Here is a 21337-nt window from a genome sequence, read left to right on the forward strand (position 1 = left end):
AAGTTCCAGAGGACTGCATTTTGTAGAGCGGGAGCTCTGGTTAAAGGTGCCTGTCAAAGGAGGTTGCTGTTTTCGGGAGCTTGGCCGGAAGGAGGAGGAGCTTCCGGCCAGATATTTCTTTCTGCCGTTGGCAGGGATCAGCTCTTAGTAGTGACCGCGATGGGGACCGTCGTCGTAGCTGGCGTCACCGCGAGGGCAATCCATGGCGGGGCCGCGATCACCACGGGGACCACGAGGACCGCGGGGGGCATCCTTGAAGCCTTCCGGCACGCCCACTTCGGCAGCCAGCTTGTCGCCCAGGGCGTCATGCAGGTCGGCCATCTCGTTGCGCAGGCGGGTCATTTCGGTAGCGGCCTCACGCACGGCCTTCACATCGGGGTTGGTGGCGTTTTCCAAAGCCCGCAGTTCCTGGCGCTTGACGTAGATGCTGTCGCGCAGCTGTTCCATGCGGGGAGCGAATTCTTCCATGATCTTGTCGAACTTGGCACGCTGCGCGTCCGACATGGCCCGGTAACCCCAGCCACGGGCGTGGCCGTGATGTCCCCAGCCGCCTTCCCAGCAGCCGCCGTCGCCGTAACCGTAGCAGGGACCGTAACCGTTGCCCTGGCCGCGATGATGGGGGCCGGCAAAAGCGTCAGAGGTCATGGTTCCGCCGATGAGGGCTGCAGCCAGCAGGGCAGGGATCATAACGCGGGAAGTCTTCATATATATGCTCCTTTATCTCTTCTCAGAGTGGGTTATCTTTGGGCTTTGGGTCTTGCCCTTTGTGCTCTGTATATAGCAACCCGCGTGCCAAACATTATTTTTCAATATAAATCAATATATTATATTTTCATACCGGCAAACAATCTTTCTCCGGCGGCTCTGTGTTCCCCCCGGATGTCCAGTTTTTATGCAGCGGGCCTGCGGACCTGGTCAAAAATTATACAGCAGACAAATTTTCATACACCCCTGACGCCCGGCTCCCCAAAGCCGGAGCCGGGGCACAAAAAAGCCCCGCCTGAGCGGGGCCGGATGCTTCATGGGGGCTGCAAAAATTACGGACAGGGTTCGAGGCTTTCCTGCAGGGAATAGGTATGGATCACATCCTGCCGGATCATGCTGTTGCAGCCCCGGCTCTTGCCGGCGCGGCGGAAACTCACGCCCACCTCGTCCAGCAGACGGCCTTCCAGCTGCGCCAGCTGCAAACGCAGGCGGTCGCGCAGGTCCTGCAGTTCCCAGCCGAGACGGGAGAGCGTCTCGGCGGACGAGTCCTCCGCGTAGTCGAAATGGGCCAGTTCTTCCCGCTTCTGGCGAATGCGCCAGCGGGTGTCTTCGATGGCAGGACGGGCTTCTTCAAGGATGGCGCGGGCCTTGACCTGCTGTTCCTCGGGCAGGCTCTGGAGCCACTGGTCGACATTGCGGTAGCCGCGCGGCCCGTGACCGCCGCCGTGATGCCCCCCGGCAGCCGCCATGAGCGGCAGCAGCAGGAGCGATGTCATGACCAGACCACTGACAACTATATTCTTCCACATAGGCAAACCTTGTTCTGTTGGGCCATGCTTCTGGCATATCAAGCCTGTGTCCGCGGCGCAAGGAAAGGCCGCCGACAGGCCGTGGCATTTTTTTCGTCTTTCCTCGTTCTTGCAAAAAACATGCAAGCCAAATATCCGACGGCAAGGTGACAGGTGCCCCAACCATGCTTATAGTGCAGGCATGAACTTTATCCGACGCTGCCTTTCCGCTGCTGCCGCCCTGCTGGATCCCCGCCGCCACCGGCTGGCCCGCGCCGCCAACCGGCCCTGCCAGACGCCGGGGTCTGCCGCGTCCGGCCGGAACACCGGAGGCATGGTGGCCAATGACCAGGCCGCACGCGAGAACGACTGCTCCCAGGCCCGTTCGCAGCTGGCGCAGCAGCAGAACACCCCGCTGGGCCTGCTGTTGGGCGGGACGGCCTTCGTCCTCATCCTGCTGGTCACCCTGCTGGCCCTGGCCTCCATCGAGCGCAACGAACGCGCCATGTCACGCCTGCTGGCCGAAAAAGGCAGCTCCCTGATCATGGCCTTCGAAAGCATGCTGCGCACCAGCATGCGCGGCGAGGCGCGCGTGCGCCTGCAGATCCTGCTCAAGGAGATGGCCAGTACCTCGGACGTGCAGTTCATCGCCGTCACCATGCCTGACGGCACCATCCTGGCCCACAGCAACGGCAACCGCCTGGGCGAGATCCTGCGCATCGACGGCGAAGAGGCCGACGAAAAGACCATGAAGATCCTGGCCCCCGGCAGCCAGACACGTTCCGCCATCCTCAATATGGAAGGCCAGCGCGTGTTCGTGGTCTACCGCTATTTCATGCAGCCCCCGCCGGGGCAGGAGCTGCCGCCGGGCCTGCCGCAACCCGTCATCTTCCTGGGCCTCGACCTCTCACCGTTCGAGATCACCCGCGGCCAGGACAGGGACCACGTCTTCATGCTGGCCGGGGTGGCCATGCTGGTGGGCCTGGCCTGTCTGCTGGCCCTGTACTACGCGCAGCGCGCCCGCGAATCCCGCCGCCGCCAGCGCCGGGCCGAAGGCGAGATCCGCCGCCTGGAAGAAGAGATCCGCCGCAAGGAGAAGCTGGCCGCCGTGGGCACGCTGGCCGCCGGGGTGGCCCACGAGATCCGCAACCCGCTCAGCTCCATCAAAGGCTACGCCACCTATTTCGGCATGCGCTTCCCCGAAGGCAGCGAAGACCGCAAGGCCGCAGGCGTCATGGTGCGCGAGGTGGAACGCCTCAACCGCGTCATCAGCGAGCTCATCGGGCTCTCGCGTCCCAGTGACGTGCGCCCCGTGGCCGCCCCGCTGGAAGACAGCGTGGCCCATGTGCTGCGTCTCATCGCCCAGGATGCCGAAAAACGCGGCGTCCGGCTGGTGAACAGCCTTCCGGCCGCCCTGCCCCCGGCCCGTATGGACCCCGACAGGCTGGGGCAGGCCCTGCTCAACATCTGCCTCAACGCCCTAGACGCCATGACCGACGGCGGCACTCTGACCCTGGGCTGTACGGTGGAGAAGCAGCATCTTGTCCTCTCGGTCACGGATACCGGGCAGGGCATCGCGCCCGAGAACCTCAACCACATCTTCGACCCCTATTTCACCACCAAGGGGCACGGCACGGGCCTGGGACTGGCCACCGTCCACAAGATCGTGGAGGCGCTCGAAGGCGAAGTCTATGTGCAATCCCGTCAGGCCACGGCGGACACGCCCGGCCGGACCACGTTTTTCATACGCCTGCCGCAGGCCGGCAAGGCAGCGGGCCATCCGGCGGACGGCCCGGACAGGCAGGCGGGGGAGCCTGCCGACAGGCAGAAGGGGGAGGATTAGGTGAATACCAGCATTCTCGTGGTTGACGACGACGATGCCCACCGCGGCATGTTGCGCATGATGCTCCAGGCCTGGGGCTACAGCGTGGACGAGGCGGCCGACGGCGATCTGGCCGTGGAGGCCGTGCGCGCCAAGCCCTACGACGTGGTGCTGACCGACGTGCGCATGGGACGCATGGACGGCATCCACGCCCTGCGGGGCATCCTGGACTATAATCCGGCCCTGCCCGTGGTGCTGATGACGGCCTACTCCTCCGTGGAGACCGCCGTGGATGCCCTGCGTCTGGGGGCCTATGATTATCTGACCAAGCCGCTGGACTTCGACGCCCTGCGCGAGACCCTGCAACGGGCCGTGGACCATTCCCGCATGAGCGTGGAGAACCGCGAGCTGCGCCGCCAGCTCAGCGAGGCTGCCGCCGGGCCCGAGATCCTGGGCCGCAGCCCCGCCGTCAGCGCCATGCGCGAGATCATCGCCACAGTGGCGCCCACCGAGGCCACGGTGCTCATCACCGGGGAATCCGGCACCGGCAAGGAGCTGGTGGCCCGCGCCGTCCACGGTGCCAGCGCCCGTGCCAACAAGCCTCTGGTCACGGTCAACTGCGCCGCCCTGGCCGAAAACCTGCTGGAATCCGAACTGTTCGGCCATGAGCGCGGGGCCTTCACCGGCGCCGACCGCCGCCGCGAGGGCCGCTTCCTGCAGGCCGACGGCGGCACCCTCTTCCTGGACGAGATCGGCGAGATGCCCCTTTCCCTCCAGGCCAAGCTGCTGCGCGCCCTGCAGCAGGGCGAGGTGCAGCGCGTGGGCTCGGACTCGCCCATCACCGTGGACGTGCGCGTCATCGCCGCCACCAACCGCAACCTGCGCGAAGAGGTGGAGCAGAAGCGCTTCCGCGAGGACCTGTTCTTCCGCCTCAACGTCATCAGCATCGAGGTGCCCGCCCTGCGTGAACGCAGCGAGGACATCCCCCTGCTGGCGGCCCATTTCCTGGAAAAATTCGCGGCCCGCAACCGCAAGAACGTCAAGGGCTTCGCCCCGCAGGCCCTGGACATGCTGCGCCGCTACTCCTGGCCCGGCAACGTGCGCGAGCTCCAGAACGCTGTGGAACGCGCCGTGATCCTCTGCACCGGCGACCTCATCACCGGCCCGGAACTGCCCGCCAGCGTCACCGGCGCCGCCGAACAGGCCGCCCCGGTACCGGAGACCGCCGAGGCCTCCCTTGCCGGCCTCTCTCTGGAGGCCCTGGAGCGCCGCGCCATCGAGGACACCCTGCGCCAGACCGAGGACAACAAGAGCGAGGCTGCCCGCCGCCTGGGCATCACCCGCGCCACCCTGCACAACAAATTGCGCAAGTACGGGCTGGAATAAGAGCGGGCAGGGATTTTCCGGGGGGAAGGGAACCCCCTTGGCTCGCGCGCAAGGGGGTTCCCTTCCCCCCGCCCCCCATCCCTCCCCCAACGCGCTTTGTTCAGGAGGATGGCGAGGCCCGGGAAAGCCATGGCCTTGCCTGGGTGCCCGTTCCCCGAAAAAACACCGCCTGCCGGCGGTTGGGCAAAGACGGAAAAGGACGGTCGATGGCGCACGCCGGACAGTTTTCGCACAAATCAGCAACGGAGGGGGCACCGCGCTCCATCCATAAGGAAACACACATGGCACAGGATAGCCCAAACAAAAGCACGCCCGCAGCGGGCCTGCCCGATGAACAGCAGCTGGAACGCATCACGGATTTTCTCCACGAGGCGGGGCATCTGCGCCACACGCCGCGCAGCGGCTATGCCTTCCTGGGCTCCGGCAGCGAGAACGTGGCCGAGCATTCCTACCGTACCAGCGTCATCGGCTACACCCTGGCCAAACTGGCGGGGGCCGATGCCGCCCGCGTGACCTTCCTTTGCCTTTTCCACGACCTGCATGAAGCCCGTACCGGCGATTTCAACTATGTGAACCACCGCTACGACACCTGCCGCGACCGTGACGCCCTGCAGGATGCCGTGGACGGCACCGGGCTGGAACAGGACATCCTCGACGGCTGGGACGAACTGCAGGAACGCCGGAGCCTGGAAGCCCGGCTGGCTCACGACGCCGACCAGCTGGACCTGATCTGCAACCTCAAGGCCGAGCTGGACAAGGGCAACAAATTTGCCGCCGACTGGCTGGAAAGCGCGGTCAAGCGCCTGCGCAGCCCGCAGGCCCAGGCCCTGTGCGAGGTCATCCTGCGCACGGACCATAACCGCTGGTGGTACGGCCGTGTGGACAAAAAATGGTGGGTGGACCGCAAGTGAGCCTGTCCCGGCTCTCTCCGGGAACAGTCCTTTCCCGATAACGATAACAGCCCGGTCTCCATGGAGACCGGGCTGTTTTTTTGTCATGGAGCCGGGCGCACTGCCTTCCCTGCCCAGCTCAGGCCAACCAAGTCACTCCAGGAAAAAGAGGCCCCAGCGGACCGGGAACTGGCTGACATGCGCGAGAAGAGAAGCCGAGGGATTCCGCAAGAGCCGTGTTCGACGATGATGGAGAGGAACGAATGAAGCGCGTTTGAAGGAGGATGGGGGTGTGGGGGAAGGGGGGAACTTTGTGCGCTAGCCAAAGTTCCCCCCTTCCCCCACGTTCTTTTTCCCAAAAGCTATTTTCCCTTGGGCGGTTCGCGGCGGGGACAGAAGTCGGCCATCTCGCATTCCGCGCAGCGGGGGCTGCGGGCGTGGCAGACATCGCGGCCGAACCAGACCATGCGGTGATTGACGTCGCCCCATTCGGCACGGGGGAAGAGGCGCATCAGATCCTGTTCGATGTCCACGGGATCGGTATGGGCGGTGAGCCCCAGACGGTAGCTGATGCGCTTGACGTGGGTATCCACGGCCAGCCCCTCATTGATGCCGAAGGCGCCGAACAGCACCACATTGGCCGTCTTACGGGCCACACCGGGCAGAGTGATGAGCTCGTCCAGACGAGGCGGCACCTCACCGCCGTAGACGGAGACCACACGCTGCGCCGCGCCCAGCAGGTTGCGGGCCTTGCTGTGATAGAAGCCCGTGGAACGGATGACGCTTTCCAGCTCCTCCTGCGTGGCCAGGGCCAGCTCGGCCGGGCCGGGCCAGCGCCGGAACAGCTCCGGGGTCACGGTATTGACGCGGGCGTCGGTGCACTGGGCGGCCAGCACCGTGGCCACCAGCAGTTCCCAGGCGTTGTCGGCTTCAAGATGGGTCGCGGGACGGGGATAACGGGCCTGAAGGGCCGCCAGGACTTTTTCAGCACGGGCCAGGGCACCGCGCGGCAGGGATTTTTTTGCGCTCATGGGCCTGCTATGCCACAGGAAGACAGGGGGAGCAAGGCGGGGCATGCTTGGTTTTTACGGCCCGCTGGTGTATCTTCTGTCCGCTTTTCCCACTTCCCGAACAGGAGGACGCCATGAGCCTGCTTGCCTGTGTCACTGTGCCCGACGGAGCGACTGCCCGAACCCTGGCCCATCTGGTGGTGGAACGACGGCTGGCCGCCGGGGTGAACATCCTGCCCGGAGCCCTTTCCATCTATCGCTGGGAAGACAAGGTCCGCGAAAGCCGCGAATGCCTGCTGCTGGCCCAGGTCAGCCGGGCAGCGTGGGAAGATTTCCGTGCCGCCGTGGAGGCGGCCCATCCCTATGAAGTGCCCTGTATCGTGGGCATGCCGCTGGAGAAGGGCAACGCGCCCTTCCTGGACTGGATCGCCCAAAACAGCCTGCCCGCAGGGCAGCCCAACGAATAAAAGGAACGAAGATGGCCATTTATGTTTCCGGTTCCCTGGCTTTTGACCGCATCATGACCTTTGGCGGCAACCTGCAGGACCATGTGCTCATGGACAAGCTGCACATGCTGAGCGTCAGCTTCATGGTGGACAGCATGGACGAACGCCGCGGCGGCTGTGCGGGCAATATCGCCTACACCCTGGCTCTGCTGGGCGAAAAACCCATCGTCGTCTCCGCCGCCGGCCGCGACTTCACCGGTTACGCGGCGGCCTGGGAAAAGCTGGGCCTGTCGCTGGAAGGCATCCGGCGCGATTCCGACGTGTTCACGGCCCTGTGCTACATCACCACGGACCAGAACAACAACCAGATCACGGGCTTCTACCCCGGCGCCATGAGTCAGCCCGCCACCTATACCTTCCCCAACCTCGATCCCGCCAAGGACTGGGCCATCGTCTCTCCCGGCAGCGTGGACGACATGCGCCGCCTGCCCGGCTTCTTCCGTGAAAAGGGCGTGCGGTACATCTTTGACCCCGGCCAGCAGCTGCCCGTGCTTTCGGGCGACGACCTCTGCGACGCCATCCGCGGTTCCTATGCCTGCGTGACCAACGATTACGAGCTGGGCATGGTCTGCAAGAAGACGGGCAAGAGCGAGGAAGAACTGGTGGCCATGACCGGCTGGCTGGTGACCACGCTGGGCGGCGACGGCCAGCGCATCCGCAATGCCCAGGGCGTGGACGTGCATGTGCCCGCCATCCCCTGCGACGGCGTCAAGGATCCCACCGGCGCGGGCGACTCCCACCGCGCGGGCCTGCTCAAGGGCCTGGTCTGCGGCCTGGAAATGCCCGAAGCCGCCAAGCTGGGCGCGGTGAGCGCCTGCTACGCCATCGAGCAGCTGGGCACGCAGGAACACCACTTCAGCAAGGACGAGTTCCGCAAGCGCTACGAGGCCAGCTTCGGCCCCCTGCCCATCACCCTGTAACCATACCGGAGGGGCCTGCCCGGCAGGCCCCTTTTTTTCATCCCCGCCCGGACGGGGAGATCCCGCCTCCGGCATGCTGCCATTACCGGCAACAACGGAGCATGTTTCAGCCAAGGAGCATCCAGCCATGCGCACCGAAGCCGTCAGGGCCCAACTGGCCGCCCACGATCTGGGCGACCGCTACCGCGAGTTCACCGTCTCCAGCGCCACTGTGGCGCTGGCGGCCGAAGCCCTGCATTGCGAGGCGGGCCGTATCGCCAAGACGCTGTCCATCCTCACCTCCACCGGTCCCGTGCTGGTGGTGGCCATGGGGCTGGCCCGTCTGGACAACCGCAAGTTCAAGGATCTGTTCCACGAAAAGGCCCGCTTCATCCCCGTGGAGGACGTGGAACGCCTTACCGGCCATCCCCAGGGCGGGGTCTGCCCCTTTGCCCTGCCGGAAGGGGTGCGCGTGTTCCTGGACGAGAGCCTCAAGCGCTATGACGTGGTCTACCCTGCCGCCGGGGCCCCCAACAACGCCGTGCAGCTGACCCCGGACGAGCTGGCCGCCGTCACCGGCGGACAATGGGTCAATCTTTGCAAGCTCCCGGAAGAGCTGGCCTGACGGGATTATCCCGCGGGCAAAGCGGGCACGAGAGCTCGGCAGCCGCTTTCCGCCAATAAAAAAGGGCGTCCATCCTTCGCGGATGGACGCCCTTTTCATCTTCATACCGGGGCTGCTACGGCCCGGTCCTCACGGCCAAGCCGGACGGCGGAAACTGCCCGGTCCTAGTAATCTTCGTCTTCCAGCGGAGGCGGCACGGCCACGGCGCTGGTGATGACGCGGCGGCGGCTCTTCACCGGCTCGGCGGGCACTTCCTTGTTCTCACGCGTCATGTGCGGTTCGGGCAGATTGTTGTACAGCACCCAGAAAGGCGGATAGAGCTCGGTCAGCACGCCGGGGTTGCCCAGCTTGAAGCCTTCCTGCTTGCCGCGGGCGCAGGCCGCCAGGGCCAGGGCCACGGCCCAGGGAGCGTCGGGGGCGTTCCAGCCGCGGGCCTGCAGGGCGGGACGGGGCTTGCGCACGGGGCGGCCTTCCTCGTCCTGTTCGTCGGCTTCTTCCATGTCGTCACCGGGCTTCCAGGCCACCAGGCAGCCTTCGGCGTCCAGAGCCAGACCGGCAGCGTGCAGGTAGCTTTCCACCACGTTTTCTTCAGCTTCCAGACCGGCGGGCAGCACGGCACGACCGCCGCGCAGGGCCGTCATGGTGCTCAGGGCCACGGCCAGCGGACGCCAGGAGGCGGGCAGGCCTTCGGGCAGGGCAAAGGCGGCGGGCAGTTCGGCCAGCGGCTTCAGGCTGCGGGCCAGGATCTCGGTGGCCGAGCATTCGACCTTGGCACCGGTCTGGCGCAGCAGATCCAGGCCGGCTTCGGTACCGGGCCAGGTGGGCCACTGGCCTTCCAGGCGCACTTCACCGCCCAGAGCGGGGGCAAGGCCCATCAGGAACACGGCCAGTTCCGGTTCCACGGGCAGGGTGGGCTCGGAGGGGATGCTCAGGGCGCAGGGCTGGAAGTGGAGCACGTCGCCTTCGCGGCGCACGTCGGCACCGGCAGCGTTCAGCACGGGCAGGATACGGGCAAAGGCCAGCGCCCGCTCCGGCATGGCGGAAAGGTCCAGGGTGATGGCGCGCTCATAGGAAGGCGCGGCCAGCATGATGCCTTCGGCCAGTTCCACCGGGGCATCGGCGGGGAAGACCACCTTGCCGGGCAGCACGCCGGAGCATTCGATACGCACCGGGAAACCGTCGGACTTGGGCACCACATGCACCAGACGCGCACCCATGAGGGGCAGGAAGCGGCGGGTGGCGCTGAGGTCGGCCAGCTTGAGGGCCGCGCCGCCGGTGAACTTGGTGCGCGAAGGACGGCCCAGGTAATGGCCCAGGGCCAGATAGAAGTTCCAGGAGCTGTCGCCCACATGCAGCACCTTGTCCGGGGTGCCCAGGGGCGTGCCGGCGGCCACATGCACGGCACCGTCGTCACGGTTGGCATGGGCGCCCAGCTGGTTGAGCAGCTTGACGCAATCCACAACGGGATCGTTCATCAGGGCGGGGGCGATGCGCACGGCCTGACCGGTGCAGGCGGCCAGCGTGGCCCAGGCCCGGGTCAGGCGGCAGGAGCGCGGGGCGGGCATGGACAGGCGCACGGGCATGTCGGCGGGGGCAAGATTGAAGGCGGGGCGCTGGGCTTCACCGTCTTCACCGGGACGGGGCAGGAATTCCACTTCCTGCATCAGGGTGAAGAAACGGCCGCTCAGGCGCGGGTCGCGGCTGACGCGGGAAACGGCGGCTTCCCAGGACTCGCGGATGCTCTTTTCTTCCGCGGGCTCCAGGAAACCCTTGGCATTGTACATGCGCTTGATGAGATTGTGGCGGCGCATGAGCATGCGCAGGATATCGCGGTCGATGTCACAGACGGTCTCGCGCAGGCTGCGGCGCGGACGCTCGGGCTTGCCGTCGGTTCTGGCCTCGAAACGTCCTTCGGGGCGGTCGCTGCGTTTGTCCGGCCTCTGGGCAGGTCGGAATTCGTGGTGCTCGTTCATGGTGGATGCTCCTCTCGACCGCCGGACGGCGCGTCGCTCTATGAATTTGTGGGGGATGCTGTATCCCGAAACGTCCTCACTGGCAAGCCCCCGGAAGAGACTTTTCCGGCCTCATGTGAAAGAGAGTGCAAGCTCTGGCGAACACTGGAGGGAACCTCAACGAGCATGCCGGATGCCTTGTGACGTTTTTTCAATAAAAAACCAATTATTTCTAATAGATATAATCAACTATTTGATTTTATTGGATAATTGTTTCAACTTTTGCTTCTTTTTCTCATCAAGATCAGGCCGACACCGGAAGGTCATAAAAAAGCCGCCCGTCCGACATAGAAAGTATTGATAGAATAACTATTTGAAATTAAACAATTTTATTAAAACACTCCATGAACAGGAGCAGGGAGATATTCAGGATAACCAGCTGATAAACATGCCTTTTCCTGGCTCAACGCAGATTTTGGACATGGAAGCCGTCCAAAACGCGGAGCATCTTTACACAGCATAAAAATTATGCTAGGGAGAATGTGCAAGGATTATAGTGGGTTGTGCCGTTTTTCACCGAGAGTTTCCACGAATTTTTCAAAAGGGGGCTTGACGTGAAGAGGGGTAGCTTGTTACTAAAAACACAAGCGCACGACCTGAGCGCTGTTGCCCAGGGTCGTGATCCAATCAAGACGGCACTCGGGCGGCCCGAGTGGCTGCCCATATGGTCAAAATTGACCTGAAACACTTTAAGAGTTGGAGGATACGTTATGCCTACGTTTGTCGATCCGTCCAAATGCGACGGCTGCAAGGGTGGCGAAAAGACGGCCTGCATGTACATCTGCCCGAACGACCTGATGATCCTCGATCCTCAGGAAATGAAGGCGTACAACCAGGAACCCGACGCCTGCTGGGAATGCTATTCCTGCGTGAAGATCTGCCCCCAGGGCGCCATCACCGCTCGTCCCTACGCCGACTTTGCTCCCATGGGCGGCACCTGTATCCCCATGCGCTCTGCCGACTCCATCATGTGGACCGTGCAGTTCCGCAACGGCAGCGTGAAACGTTTCAAGTTCCCCATCCGTACCACTCCTGAAGGCTCCATCAAGCCCTTCGAAGGCAAACCGGAAGGCGCCAACCTCGACGACGAACTGCTGTTCACCGAAGAAAAGCTGGCCACCCCCATCGAAGTCCTGGGCAAGAAGTTCGAAGTGACTGAAGCCGACAAGGTCTTCACCGCTATGGAACAGGGCCGCTAGAGAGCAGTAACCGCGTAGAGCTTAAGGAGAAATCACTATGCCTATGATTCCCGTCAAGGAAGCGATGAAAGGCGTTGCCATTGCTGAACCTGAAGTGAAGGAACATGACGTCGACCTGCTGATCGTGGGCGGCGGTATGGGTGCCTGCGGTGCCGCTTTCGAAGCCGTGCGCTGGGGCGACAAACACGGTCTGAAAATGATGCTGTGCGATAAGGCCGCCCTCGAGCGCTCCGGCGCCGTGGCCCAGGGCCTGTCCGCCATCAACACCTACCTCGGCAAAAACACCGCCGACGATTACGTCCGCATGGTCCGCACCGACCTTATGGGTCTGGTCCGCGAAGACCTGATCTTCGACGTGGGCCGTCACGTTGACGACTCCGTGCATCTGTTCGAAGAGTGGGGCCTGCCCTGCTGGATCAAGGACGAAAACGGCCACAACATGAACGGCGCCGCCGCCAAGGCCGCCGGTAAGAGCCTGCGCAACGGCGACGAGCCCGTCCGCTCCGGTCGTTGGCAGATCATGATCAACGGTGAATCCTACAAGTGCATCGTGGCCGAAGCTGCCAAGAATGCCCTGGGTGAAGACCGCATCATGGAGCGTATCTTCATCGTGAAGCTGCTGCTCGACAAGAACACCCCCAACCGCGTCGCTGGTGCCGTGGGCTTCAACCTGCGTGCCAACGAAGTGCACATCTTCAAAGCCAACGCCATCATGGTGGCCGCCGGCGGTGCCGTTAACGTGTACCGTCCCCGTTCCACCGGTGAAGGCATGGGCCGCGCTTGGTACCCCGTGTGGAACGCCGGTTCCACCTACACCATGTGCGCTCAGGTCGGCGCCGAAATGACCATGATGGAAAACCGCTTCGTGCCCGCCCGCTTCAAGGACGGTTACGGCCCTGTGGGCGCCTGGTTCCTGCTGTTCAAGGCTAAAGCCACCAACAGCAAGGGCGAAGACTACTGCGCCACCAACCGCGCCATGCTGAAGCCTTACGAAGATCGCGGCTACGCCAAGGGTCACGTGATCCCCACCTGCCTGCGTAACCACATGATGCTTCGTGAAATGCGCGAAGGCCGCGGCCCCATCTACATGGACACCAAGACCGCTCTGCTGACCACCTTCGCCACCCTGACCGAAGAACAGCAGAAAGACCTCGAGTCCGAAGCTTGGGAAGACTTCCTGGATATGTGCGTGGGTCAGGCCAACCTGTGGGCCGCCACCAACACCGCTCCTGAAGAACGCGGTTCCGAAATCATGCCCACCGAACCTTACCTGCTCGGCTCTCACTCCGGCTGCTGCGGTATCTGGGTTTCCGGTCCCGACGAAGCTTGGGTGCCCGAAGACTACAAGGTTCGCGCTGCCAACGGTAAGGTCTACAACCGCATGACCACCGTGGAAGGCCTGTTCACCTGCGCTGACGGCGTGGGCGCTTCCGGCCACAAGTTCTCCTCCGGTTCCCACGCTGAAGGCCGTATCGCCGGTAAGCAGATGGTCCGCTGGTGCCTGGACCACAAGGACTTCAAGCCTGAGTTCAAGGAAACCGCCGAAGAACTGAAGCAGCTGATCTACCGTCCTTACTACAACTACCTGGCCGGCAAGGACGCCTCCACTGACCCCGTGGTGAACCCCAACTACATCACGCCCAAGAACTTCATGATGCGCCTCGTGAAGTGCACCGACGAATACGGCGGCGGCGTGGGTACCTACTACACCACCTCCAAGGCTCTGCTGGACACCGGCTTCTATCTGCTGGGCATGATGGAAGAAGACTCCGCCAAGCTGGCCGCCCGCGACCTGCACGAACTGCTGCGTTGCTGGGAAAACTACCATCGCCTGTGGACCGTGCGCCTGCACATGCAGCACATCGCCTTCCGTGAAGAGTCCCGTTACCCCGGCTTCTACTACCGCGCTGACTTCCTGGGTATCGACGACAGCAAGTGGAAGTGCTTCGTGAACTCCAAGTACGATCCCGCCACCGGCGAAACCAAGATCTTCAAGAAGCCCTACTACCAGATCATCCCTGACTAGTAGGCGGAAGAACATCCCTGGGGTGGCCGCCTAGGCCACCCCATTTTTTTCGGCGCGGCGGGTGTGCGACATGCAAGCTCCCCGCCGCGCCTTGGAATATGCGCCGCGCGGCAGGGCCCCTTGGCTCTCAATTGCGCCGCCCGGCAATCCCATACAACCGGGCAGGCGTGCGCGCCGCCCCGCAGAGGGGCCACGGCGCTGCAACGCAGGAGGATATCCAGGATGTCCAACTCCATTCTCGTCGTGGGCGGCGGCTTTGCAGGCCTTACTGCCGCCATCGAAGCGGCGGAACTGGGCCACGATGTGTATATCGTGGAAAAGTCGCCCTACCTGGGCGGCCGTGTGGCCCAGCTCAACAAATATTTCCCCAAACTTTGTCCCCCCTCCTGCGGTCTGGAAATCCAGTTCCAGCGCATCAGGAAGAACCCCCGCATCAAATTCTTCACCATGGCCGAAGTGACCAAGCTGGTCGGCTGCAAGGGTGACTATACCGCTACCGTGAGCATCAAGCCCCGCAAGGTAGCCGCCCACAACGTGGACTTCACCCTCCTCGCCTCCAGCCTGGAAGGCACCGTGCCCAACGAATTCGACTTCGGGCTGTCCCAGCGCAAGGCTCTGTACAAATCCATGCCTTTCGCTTTCCCCAACCGCTTCGTGCTGGACACCGACGCCCTGAGCAAGGCTGACGCCGCCCGCGTCGCCGGCCAGAAGTTCCTGGACCAGAACGAACCCGCCCGCGAGATCGAACTCAATGTGGGCGCCATCGTGGTGGCCACCGGCTGGAAGCCCTACGACGTCACCAACCTGGCCAACCTGGGCGCCGGCAAGGTCAAGAACTGCGTGACCAACATGCAGCTCGAACGCCTGGCCTCCCCCTTCGGCCCCACCGGCGGCAAGATCGTCCGTCCTACCGACGGCCGTCGTCCCAAACGCATCGCTTTCGTGCAGTGCGCCGGTTCCCGTGACCAGAACCACCTGAACTACTGCTCCTACATCTGCTGTATGGCCACCCTCAAGCAGTGCCAGTACATCTGCGAGCAGTACCCTGAGACCCAGATCTCGGTGTTCTACATCGACCTGCGCGCTCCGGGCCGCTATGTGAAGGTTCTGGACAAGGTGAAGGCCGCCCCCAATGTGCGCTTCATCAAGGGCAAGGTGGCCGACGTGGCCCAGGCCGCTGACGACAACGTCACCGTGACCGTTGAAGACGCCATCCGCGGCGAAAAGCTGCATCTGGATTATGACATGGTGGTGCTGGCCACGGGCATGCAGCCCAGCCTGGCCACCGACAGCCTGCCCCTGCCCCTGCCCCTGGACGAAGACGGTTTCGTCATGGGTGGTGAAGAGGCTGGCATTTTTGCCGCCGGTTGCGCCCGCATGCCGCTGGACGTGATGCGTACCGCGCAGTCCGGCACGGCCGCCGCTCTTAAGGCGGTGCAAACGGTGAAAGGGAGGTAGGCGGCATGGCCAGCAAGATCGGCGTCTATTTTGACGTACAGAACATCGGCGGCGGCCTGGATGTGGAAGCCCTGGCCGAACAGGTCCGCAGCAAATGGAGCGACCTCACCCCTGTGGTGAAAGTGCTGCCCATGCTGAGCGTGGCCGAAGACGAAGTGCGTGCCGACATCGAAGCCAACGGCCTTGACGGCGTGCTCTTCTGCGGTGCCAGCCCCCGCGACGAAGCTACCCCCTGGCAGCTGCCCGTGCAGGTGGAACACGTGAACCTGCGCGAACAGTGCGTGCTCGCTTACAAGAACCCCGATGGTTCCGCCGTCAGCGGCGCGGCTCCCGCCCTGCTGACCCAGATGGCCACCGACTACGTGAACATGGGCGTGGTCAAACTGCAGAAGAGCAACATGCCCGAATCTGCGGCCATCGAAGGCATCAAGCGCATCCTGGTCATCGGTGGCGGCTGGACCGGCCTCACCGCCGCCCAGGAAGCCGCCAAGACCGGCTATGAAGTCATCCTGGTGGAAAAGGCCGACAAGCTCGGCGGCGCGGTCAACAACATGCCCATGGGCTCGCCCCTGCAGGCTCCCTGGGAAGACCGCCAGCCCACCAACCTGGCCGAAAAGATCGCCGCTGTGACCGGCAACAGCAGCATCACCGTGCTGCTGAACTCCCACATGGCCAAACTGGAAGGCCAGCCCGGCGAGTTCAAGGCCACCGTGGCCACCGCCAACGGCGAACAGACCTTCGACATCGGCTCCGTGGTCCTGGCCACCGGCTGGGTGCCGCTGGCTGAAAAGTATCTGGAAAGCATGGGCCTGGGCGTGAACCCCAAGGTCGTCCATGCCGCCCAGTTCGCCAAGATGCTGGGCGAAGGCAAGGTCGACGCCCGCCGCATCGCCTTCGTGCTCGATACCACCATCGCTGAAGAAGCCCTGCAGAAGGCCGCTGACGAAGCCGCCGCTGCCGAGGCCGAAGCCCCCGCTGCCGAAGCTCCTGCCGAGGAAGAAGAAAAGGGCTTCGTCAAGGAAAACCTGGAAAGCATCAAGCACCTGCGTTACTCCAACGCCGTCAACAGCGTGGGCATGCTGCGCATGGCCAACATCATCTGTGACAAGACCGATGACGCCGTGCAGGCCTTCGTGCTGTACAAGGACATGACCATCCCCGGCATCCTGGAACGCTTCTACAAGAAGATGCAGGACCGTCTGGGCCTGATGATGACCAAGGCCGATGTGACCGACATCCGTGATGCCGGCAACCACATGGTGGTCAGCTGCAAGAACACCCTGCTGGGCATGGACTTCGACCTGGATGTGGATCTGGTGGTGCTGCCCACGGGCGTCGTGCCCACGACCGCCAAGGACGTGGTGGTGGAATTCGACTACCGCCAGGGCCCCGACTTCCCGGATCTGCAGCTCTTCGACGGTTTCGCGGACTCCAACTACATCTGCTTCCCCTACGAAACCCGCCGTACCGGTGTCTACGCCGCCGGTTGCGTGCGTCAGCCCCAGACCCTGGACGCCTGTGAAGAAGACGCCCGCGGTGCCGTGCTCAAAGCCATCCAGTGTGTGGAAGCCGCTTCCCACGGTGTGGCCGTGCACCCCCGCTCCGGTGACAATTCCTACCCGGTGTTCAACTTCGTGCGCTGCACCCAGTGCAAGCGCTGCACCGAAGAATGCCCCTTCGGCGCCCTGGACGACGACGAAAAGGGTACGCCCAAACCCAACCCGGCCCGCTGCCGTCGTTGCGGTACCTGCTTCGGCGCCTGCCCCGAGCGCGTGATCTCCTTTGCCAACTACAACATCGACCAGATCGGTTCCATGATCCGCGAAGTTGTGGTGCCCAAGGACTTCAAGAAGGAAGGCCCCCGCATCCTCATCCTGGCCTGCGAAAACGACGCCTACCCCGCCCTGGATATGGCCGGTATGCGCCGCAAGGCCTGGAGCCCGTACTGCCGCATCATCCCCGTGCGCTGCCTCGGCTCCGTCAACGCCATCTGGGTGTCTGACGCCATGAGCAAGGGCTTCGACGGCGTGCTGCTGCTGGGCTGCAAATATGGCGAAGACTACCAGTGCCACTTCATCAAGGGTTCCGAGATCTGCAACCGCCGCAAGGAAAACATCGCCGAGACCCTGAACCGTCTGGGCGTGCAGCCCGAGCGCGTTGACCAGCTCGAAGTGGCCATCGACGAATATGACAAGGTGCCGGACATGATCGACGAATTCGTCGCTCGCATCGTGGAACTCGGCCCCAACCCGTTCAAGGGCATGTAGGAGGAAGGCTGCAATGGCACAGAATATTCTCAAGCCGGATTCCACCTTTACGCGGGAGCTGATGGAAGCGGGCGGCGAAAGCCTGAAAAAATGCTATCAGTGCGCCACCTGCTCCGTGGCCTGCCCCATGGCTCCGGAAAACGCTCCCTACCCCCGCAAGGAAATGGTGTGGGCGTCCTGGGGCCTCAAGGAAAAGCTGGCCACCGACGTGGACCTGTGGCTCTGCCACAACTGCGGCAACTGCGCGGACCTCTGCCCCCGTGGTGCCCGTCCCGCCGACGTCATGGGCGCTGCCCGCAACATGGTCTACCGCGATCTGACCGAGCCCACCATCGTGGGCAAGTGGATGAGCAAGCCCTCCGGCCTGCCCTTCCTCTTCGCCATCCCGGCCCTGCTGTGGCTCTTCATCTGGTGGATCCGCGCCGGCTTCAATGACGGCAACTGGTTCCCCCGCGCCGCCGACGGCCGCATCGTGTTCGGTCAGGTGTTCTATGGTGACTACACCATCGACCCCATCTTCATGATCACCTTCTTCGGGGCCTGCTACATCCTCTACAAGGGCGTGCGCAAGCTCTGGGGCATGTTCAAGCCCGAAGGCCGCCTGACCGTGCTTGGCAAGACCAAGGCCTGGTACTGGCACCTGCTGGACGTGCTCATTGACGAAGTGGTCACCCATCGCAAGTTCGACGACTGCGAAGCTGGTCCCAAGACCGGTACCTATGTGCCCAACCGCAAGGCCGGCCACATGATCCTGGTCTACAGCTTCGTCATCCTGGCCTTCGTGACGGCCGTGGTGGCCCTGGGCCACTGGGGCGGCAAGATCATCCCGCTCATCAAGATCGAGACCCCCATGCCGCTGCTGTACCCTGTGAAGATCCTGGCCAACCTCGGCGCCATCATGCTGGTCTGCGGCCTGGCCATGCTCACCGCCCGCCGTCTGAAGCTGAACCCCAAGCATCAGGGTTCGAGCTGGTATGACTGGTACCTGCTGGGCATCATCTGGCTGGTGGCCGTGACGGGTATCCTGTCCCAGGTCTTCCGCCTGGCCGATGCCATCCAGCCCGCCTTTGTGGTGTACTACCTGCATCTGGTCTTTGTGTGGATGCTCTTTGCCTACCTGCCGTGGTCCAAGCTCGGTCACTTCGTGTACCGCACCGCGGCCCTGCTGTTCGTCCGCATGTACGGACGCGGCTACTAGGATGGTCTTCCGGGCCGTCGCCCCGTGACGACGGCCCGCACAGGCTCACACTGCAAAACACCGTTCTCCGAGGAGGAGGCCGAAAATGTCTGATACCGCTCGCAAAATGTTCCCTGTGGAAACCGTCCTGGCCCTGGCCGTCGCCAAGAAGGGCGCGGACGTGAAAGATATCGCCGGTTACATCACCGGTCGCAGCATCGTCTGTGACGCCTGCGCCGCCGCTGTGGCTCCCTTCGCCGCTGCCTGGCTGGCCAAGCTGTCCCCCAAGTTCCTGGACATGAACTACAAAGACGGTGACAACTGGGGCGACTTCGTCAACCAGGGTGCCCGTCTGCTGGGCGACACCATCTCCCTGCCCCCCATGGACGACTGCCTGAAGAACGCCGTCGCCACCGTGCTCGACATGATGGACGACATGCACGGCACCATGGTCAGCCAGCGCGCCGAGATCGCCACCCTGCGCCAGCAGGTGGAAACCCTGGCCCCCTATCAGGGCAAGGCTGAAGAACTGCAGAAGAAGTGCGACAAGCTGGAAGACACCATCAAGACCATGAAGACCGACATGGGCGGTCTGCGTCGCCAGGTGGCCGAATTCCAGGGCAAGGTCGCTATCAACCATGACGAACTGATGCAGAGCATCAAGGACGCCATCAAGGACAACCTGAAGAACATCACCGTGGGTGTGGCTGCTGCCGGCGTGGCCGGTGAAGCTGCCGCCGCCGAAGAACCCGCCCAGGAAGAAGGCGGCGTGCCGGACGATTTCGGTTTCGGCACCAGCGGCGCCAACTCCGACGGCTTCGGCTTCTAGTCCCAAGTCAAGGCATCGCCTTTCAAGGCGCGTCCGTTCCGGCGGGCGCGCCTTTTTTCATGGTCGCCGGCGCGGGGCAAAAGGGGCAGTGCCATATGGCAGCCCCTGCCCGGGATGAGGGGAGCCGTAGCACGACAGCCGCCGTCCAATGGCGGTTATTACTCGCTACGGGGAGGGGAAAACTCGCATAGCGCGACAGCCAGCCGTCCGATGGATGGCCACTGCCCGGCCGGGGGCCTGGTCGCCTCCGCGGCGAAGCGGCAAGGGGGCGGGGCCTGCGCGGCCCCAGCCCCCCTGCATCCCCGTGCCCCGCGTCAGGCCCCCGGTTGCATCACGGCGCGCCACTTGGGCGGCACCACGCCTTAGGCGTACGCCGCCCAAACGGCGCGCTCAATACATGACGAAGATAGCTCAGGGGGGAGAGACTGCGTAGATGGAAAAGAGGGATCAGGGGTATGCAGCCGTGCGCGGAGGGTTGGGCAGAAGCAGGAGTACTGGTCTAGCCAGAGAGAAAACCAGGCCTCTCCTGACGCCGATAAAGCGCGTTTGGAGGAGGATGGGGGGGGAGCTTGAGGGGGGAAGGAGGGCCCTTTACGCGCGAGCTAAAGGTCCTTCCTTCCCCCCTCAACAACTCCGGGCTCCGGCTCTCGCCCGTCCCCTTCAGCGCTACAGTGAAAGCAGGGTCATGGCCACAGGGATGGTGATGACGGAAAGAATGGTCGACAGGCTGACCAGCAGGGCCCCGAAGGGCGCATCCGTCTTGTAGACAGCGCCCAGGATGGAGATCTGCATCATGCAGGGCAGACCGGCCTGGATGATGAACACCTTTTCCATAAGCTCGGGCAGCTCCACAAAATGCAGCATGCCGGCCAGTATCAGGGGACAGATCACCAGCTTGCCCAGCAGGGCCAGCACCAGGTCACGCGACAGATGCAGATGGCGCAGATCCATCTTGTAGAGGCAGATGCCGATGAAGATCAGGGCCAGCGGCGTGGTAAGGTTGCCCATGTAGCGCAGGGCTTCCTGTACGAACTCCGGCAGCCGCAGACCCAGCAGGGTCATGGCCAGCCCGGCCAGAAAGCCCAGCATGGGCGGTGAAAAGATATGACGCACATTGTCCAGCAGCGTGGCGGAACCGCGCAACGCTTCGTTGTCATGGCTCATGATGTAGCTGCCGATACTCCAGAAAAAGGTGGTGTTGGCAAAGAAATACAGCAGCACATACGGCGCGGCCGCATCACCGAACAAGGCCAGATTGACGGGCAGCCCGATGAAGACCGTGTTGGACGTGGTGAAGCTGGCGCAGAACAGGCCGAAATGCCGCCGCTCCACGCGTGTGATCCTGGCCACCAGCAAGGCCACGGCAAAGGTCAGCAGGATGCTGAACAGCGGGAAGATCGAACCGTAGATCAGGTGGACGAGATCGTCCCGGCCGAAAGAATGGGTGATGGTATAGAACAGGTAGGAAGGCAGGGCCACGGTAGTGACCAGCCGGGGCAGCAGGATCTGGGTCTCGGGTGAGAACCAGCCCTTGCGGGCCAGCACATACGCTACCGAGACGATGATCTGCAAGCTGAGGATGCCCTGAAGGGCGTGCAGAAAAACCATGATGGCACCTGTGCGGCAGGAACAGGCCCTGCCAGAAAACGATGGTCCCGCACTGCTCCGGCGGCAATGCGGGACCATCGGCAAACGGACGGACGTCCTTCGGCTTTCCGGGCATCACACCGCCCCCGAA

17 protein-coding genes are annotated in these 21337 nt (G+C 63.5%); 12 read left to right on the forward strand and 5 right to left on the reverse strand.

The window, feature by feature from the left end; translation table 11 throughout:
* Positions 1-144: 144 nt before the first annotated feature.
* Together ACQRBR_RS07500 and ACQRBR_RS07505 are read right to left on the reverse strand one after the other, a co-directional pair.
* Positions 145-705, reverse strand: coding sequence for a Spy/CpxP family protein refolding chaperone (locus ACQRBR_RS07500; RefSeq protein ID WP_081446885.1), 561 nt, complete (start codon positions 703-705; stop codon positions 145-147).
* Between the two features lie 332 nt (positions 706-1037).
* Positions 1038-1514 carry a periplasmic heavy metal sensor gene (locus tag ACQRBR_RS07505; protein ID WP_427812688.1) on the reverse strand — a complete coding sequence of 159 codons (477 nt, stop codon included), beginning with the start codon at positions 1512-1514 and terminating at the stop codon, positions 1038-1040.
* Between the two features lie 181 nt (positions 1515-1695).
* Here ACQRBR_RS07505 and zraS point away from each other — a divergent pair, with 181 nt between their 5' ends.
* The 3 genes from zraS to ACQRBR_RS07520 all read left to right on the forward strand — a co-directional run bounded on the left by zraS (position 1696) and on the right by ACQRBR_RS07520 (position 5612).
* On the forward strand, positions 1696-3336 hold the full coding sequence (zraS, locus tag ACQRBR_RS07510) for a two-component system sensor histidine kinase ZraS (RefSeq protein ID WP_427812689.1): 1641 nt from the start codon (positions 1696-1698) through the stop codon (positions 3334-3336).
* Positions 3337-4701: a sigma-54-dependent transcriptional regulator gene (locus ACQRBR_RS07515; RefSeq protein ID WP_204625690.1), complete on the forward strand. Its 1365-nt coding sequence runs from the start codon at positions 3337-3339 to the stop codon at positions 4699-4701.
* Between the two features lie 281 nt (positions 4702-4982).
* On the forward strand, positions 4983-5612 hold the full coding sequence (locus ACQRBR_RS07520) for an HD domain-containing protein (protein ID WP_303879794.1): 630 nt from the start codon (positions 4983-4985) through the stop codon (positions 5610-5612).
* 341 nt (positions 5613-5953) lie between these two features.
* Here the strand turns inward: ACQRBR_RS07520 and nth are convergent, their stop codons facing one another.
* Positions 5954-6622: an endonuclease III gene (gene nth, locus ACQRBR_RS07525; protein WP_297158824.1), complete on the reverse strand. Its 669-nt coding sequence runs from the start codon at positions 6620-6622 to the stop codon at positions 5954-5956.
* A 113-nt stretch (positions 6623-6735) separates the two neighbouring features.
* Between nth and cutA the strand changes: the two genes are divergently transcribed.
* From cutA to ACQRBR_RS07540, 3 genes are all read left to right on the forward strand, one after another.
* The gene (gene cutA / locus ACQRBR_RS07530) at positions 6736-7068 is read left to right on the forward strand and encodes a divalent-cation tolerance protein CutA (RefSeq protein ID WP_303879787.1); all 333 of its coding nucleotides are present in this window, start codon (positions 6736-6738) and stop codon (positions 7066-7068) included.
* Positions 7069-7079: 11 nt separating this feature from the next.
* Positions 7080-8027, forward strand: a complete 948-nt coding sequence (locus ACQRBR_RS07535; RefSeq protein WP_168934687.1) for a carbohydrate kinase family protein — start codon at positions 7080-7082, stop codon at positions 8025-8027.
* A gap of 127 nt (positions 8028-8154) precedes the next feature.
* Positions 8155-8631: a YbaK/EbsC family protein gene (locus ACQRBR_RS07540; protein ID WP_427812690.1), complete on the forward strand. Its 477-nt coding sequence runs from the start codon at positions 8155-8157 to the stop codon at positions 8629-8631.
* Between the two features lie 164 nt (positions 8632-8795).
* On the opposite strand, the gene ACQRBR_RS07545 is transcribed toward ACQRBR_RS07540, so the two are convergent.
* The gene (locus tag ACQRBR_RS07545) at positions 8796-10604 is read right to left on the reverse strand and encodes a 3-phosphoshikimate 1-carboxyvinyltransferase (RefSeq protein WP_303879778.1); all 1809 of its coding nucleotides are present in this window, start codon (positions 10602-10604) and stop codon (positions 8796-8798) included.
* A gap of 749 nt (positions 10605-11353) precedes the next feature.
* On the opposite strand from ACQRBR_RS07545, the gene aprB reads away from it, so the two are divergent.
* The 6 genes from aprB (at position 11354) to ACQRBR_RS07575 (ending at position 19599) form a co-directional block, all read left to right on the forward strand.
* Positions 11354-11842, forward strand: coding sequence for an adenylyl-sulfate reductase subunit beta (aprB, locus tag ACQRBR_RS07550; RefSeq protein ID WP_006008678.1), 489 nt, complete (start codon positions 11354-11356; stop codon positions 11840-11842).
* Positions 11843-11879: 37 nt separating this feature from the next.
* Positions 11880-13868: an adenylyl-sulfate reductase subunit alpha gene (gene aprA / locus ACQRBR_RS07555; RefSeq protein ID WP_006008676.1), complete on the forward strand. Its 1989-nt coding sequence runs from the start codon at positions 11880-11882 to the stop codon at positions 13866-13868.
* A gap of 222 nt (positions 13869-14090) precedes the next feature.
* Positions 14091-15326 carry a CoB--CoM heterodisulfide reductase iron-sulfur subunit A family protein gene (locus tag ACQRBR_RS07560; RefSeq protein WP_006008672.1) on the forward strand — a complete coding sequence of 412 codons (1236 nt, stop codon included), beginning with the start codon at positions 14091-14093 and terminating at the stop codon, positions 15324-15326.
* A gap of 5 nt (positions 15327-15331) precedes the next feature.
* Positions 15332-17593, forward strand: coding sequence for an FAD-dependent oxidoreductase (locus ACQRBR_RS07565; protein ID WP_303740149.1), 2262 nt, complete (start codon positions 15332-15334; stop codon positions 17591-17593).
* 13 nt (positions 17594-17606) lie between these two features.
* The gene (gene qmoC, locus ACQRBR_RS07570; RefSeq protein WP_006008668.1) at positions 17607-18791 is read left to right on the forward strand and encodes a quinone-interacting membrane-bound oxidoreductase complex subunit QmoC; all 1185 of its coding nucleotides are present in this window, start codon (positions 17607-17609) and stop codon (positions 18789-18791) included.
* A gap of 85 nt (positions 18792-18876) precedes the next feature.
* Complete coding sequence (locus tag ACQRBR_RS07575; RefSeq protein WP_427812691.1) at positions 18877-19599, forward strand: hypothetical protein; 723 nt, start codon at positions 18877-18879, stop codon at positions 19597-19599.
* Positions 19600-20265: 666 nt separating this feature from the next.
* On the opposite strand, the gene ACQRBR_RS07580 is transcribed toward ACQRBR_RS07575, so the two are convergent.
* Positions 20266-21207 carry an AEC family transporter gene (locus ACQRBR_RS07580; RefSeq protein WP_303879760.1) on the reverse strand — a complete coding sequence of 314 codons (942 nt, stop codon included), beginning with the start codon at positions 21205-21207 and terminating at the stop codon, positions 20266-20268.
* Between the last annotated feature and the right edge of the window lie 130 nt (positions 21208-21337).

Source organism: Desulfovibrio sp. SGI.133, assembly GCF_050313955.1.
In the GTDB taxonomy this organism is placed as follows: domain Bacteria; phylum Desulfobacterota; class Desulfovibrionia; order Desulfovibrionales; family Desulfovibrionaceae; genus Desulfovibrio.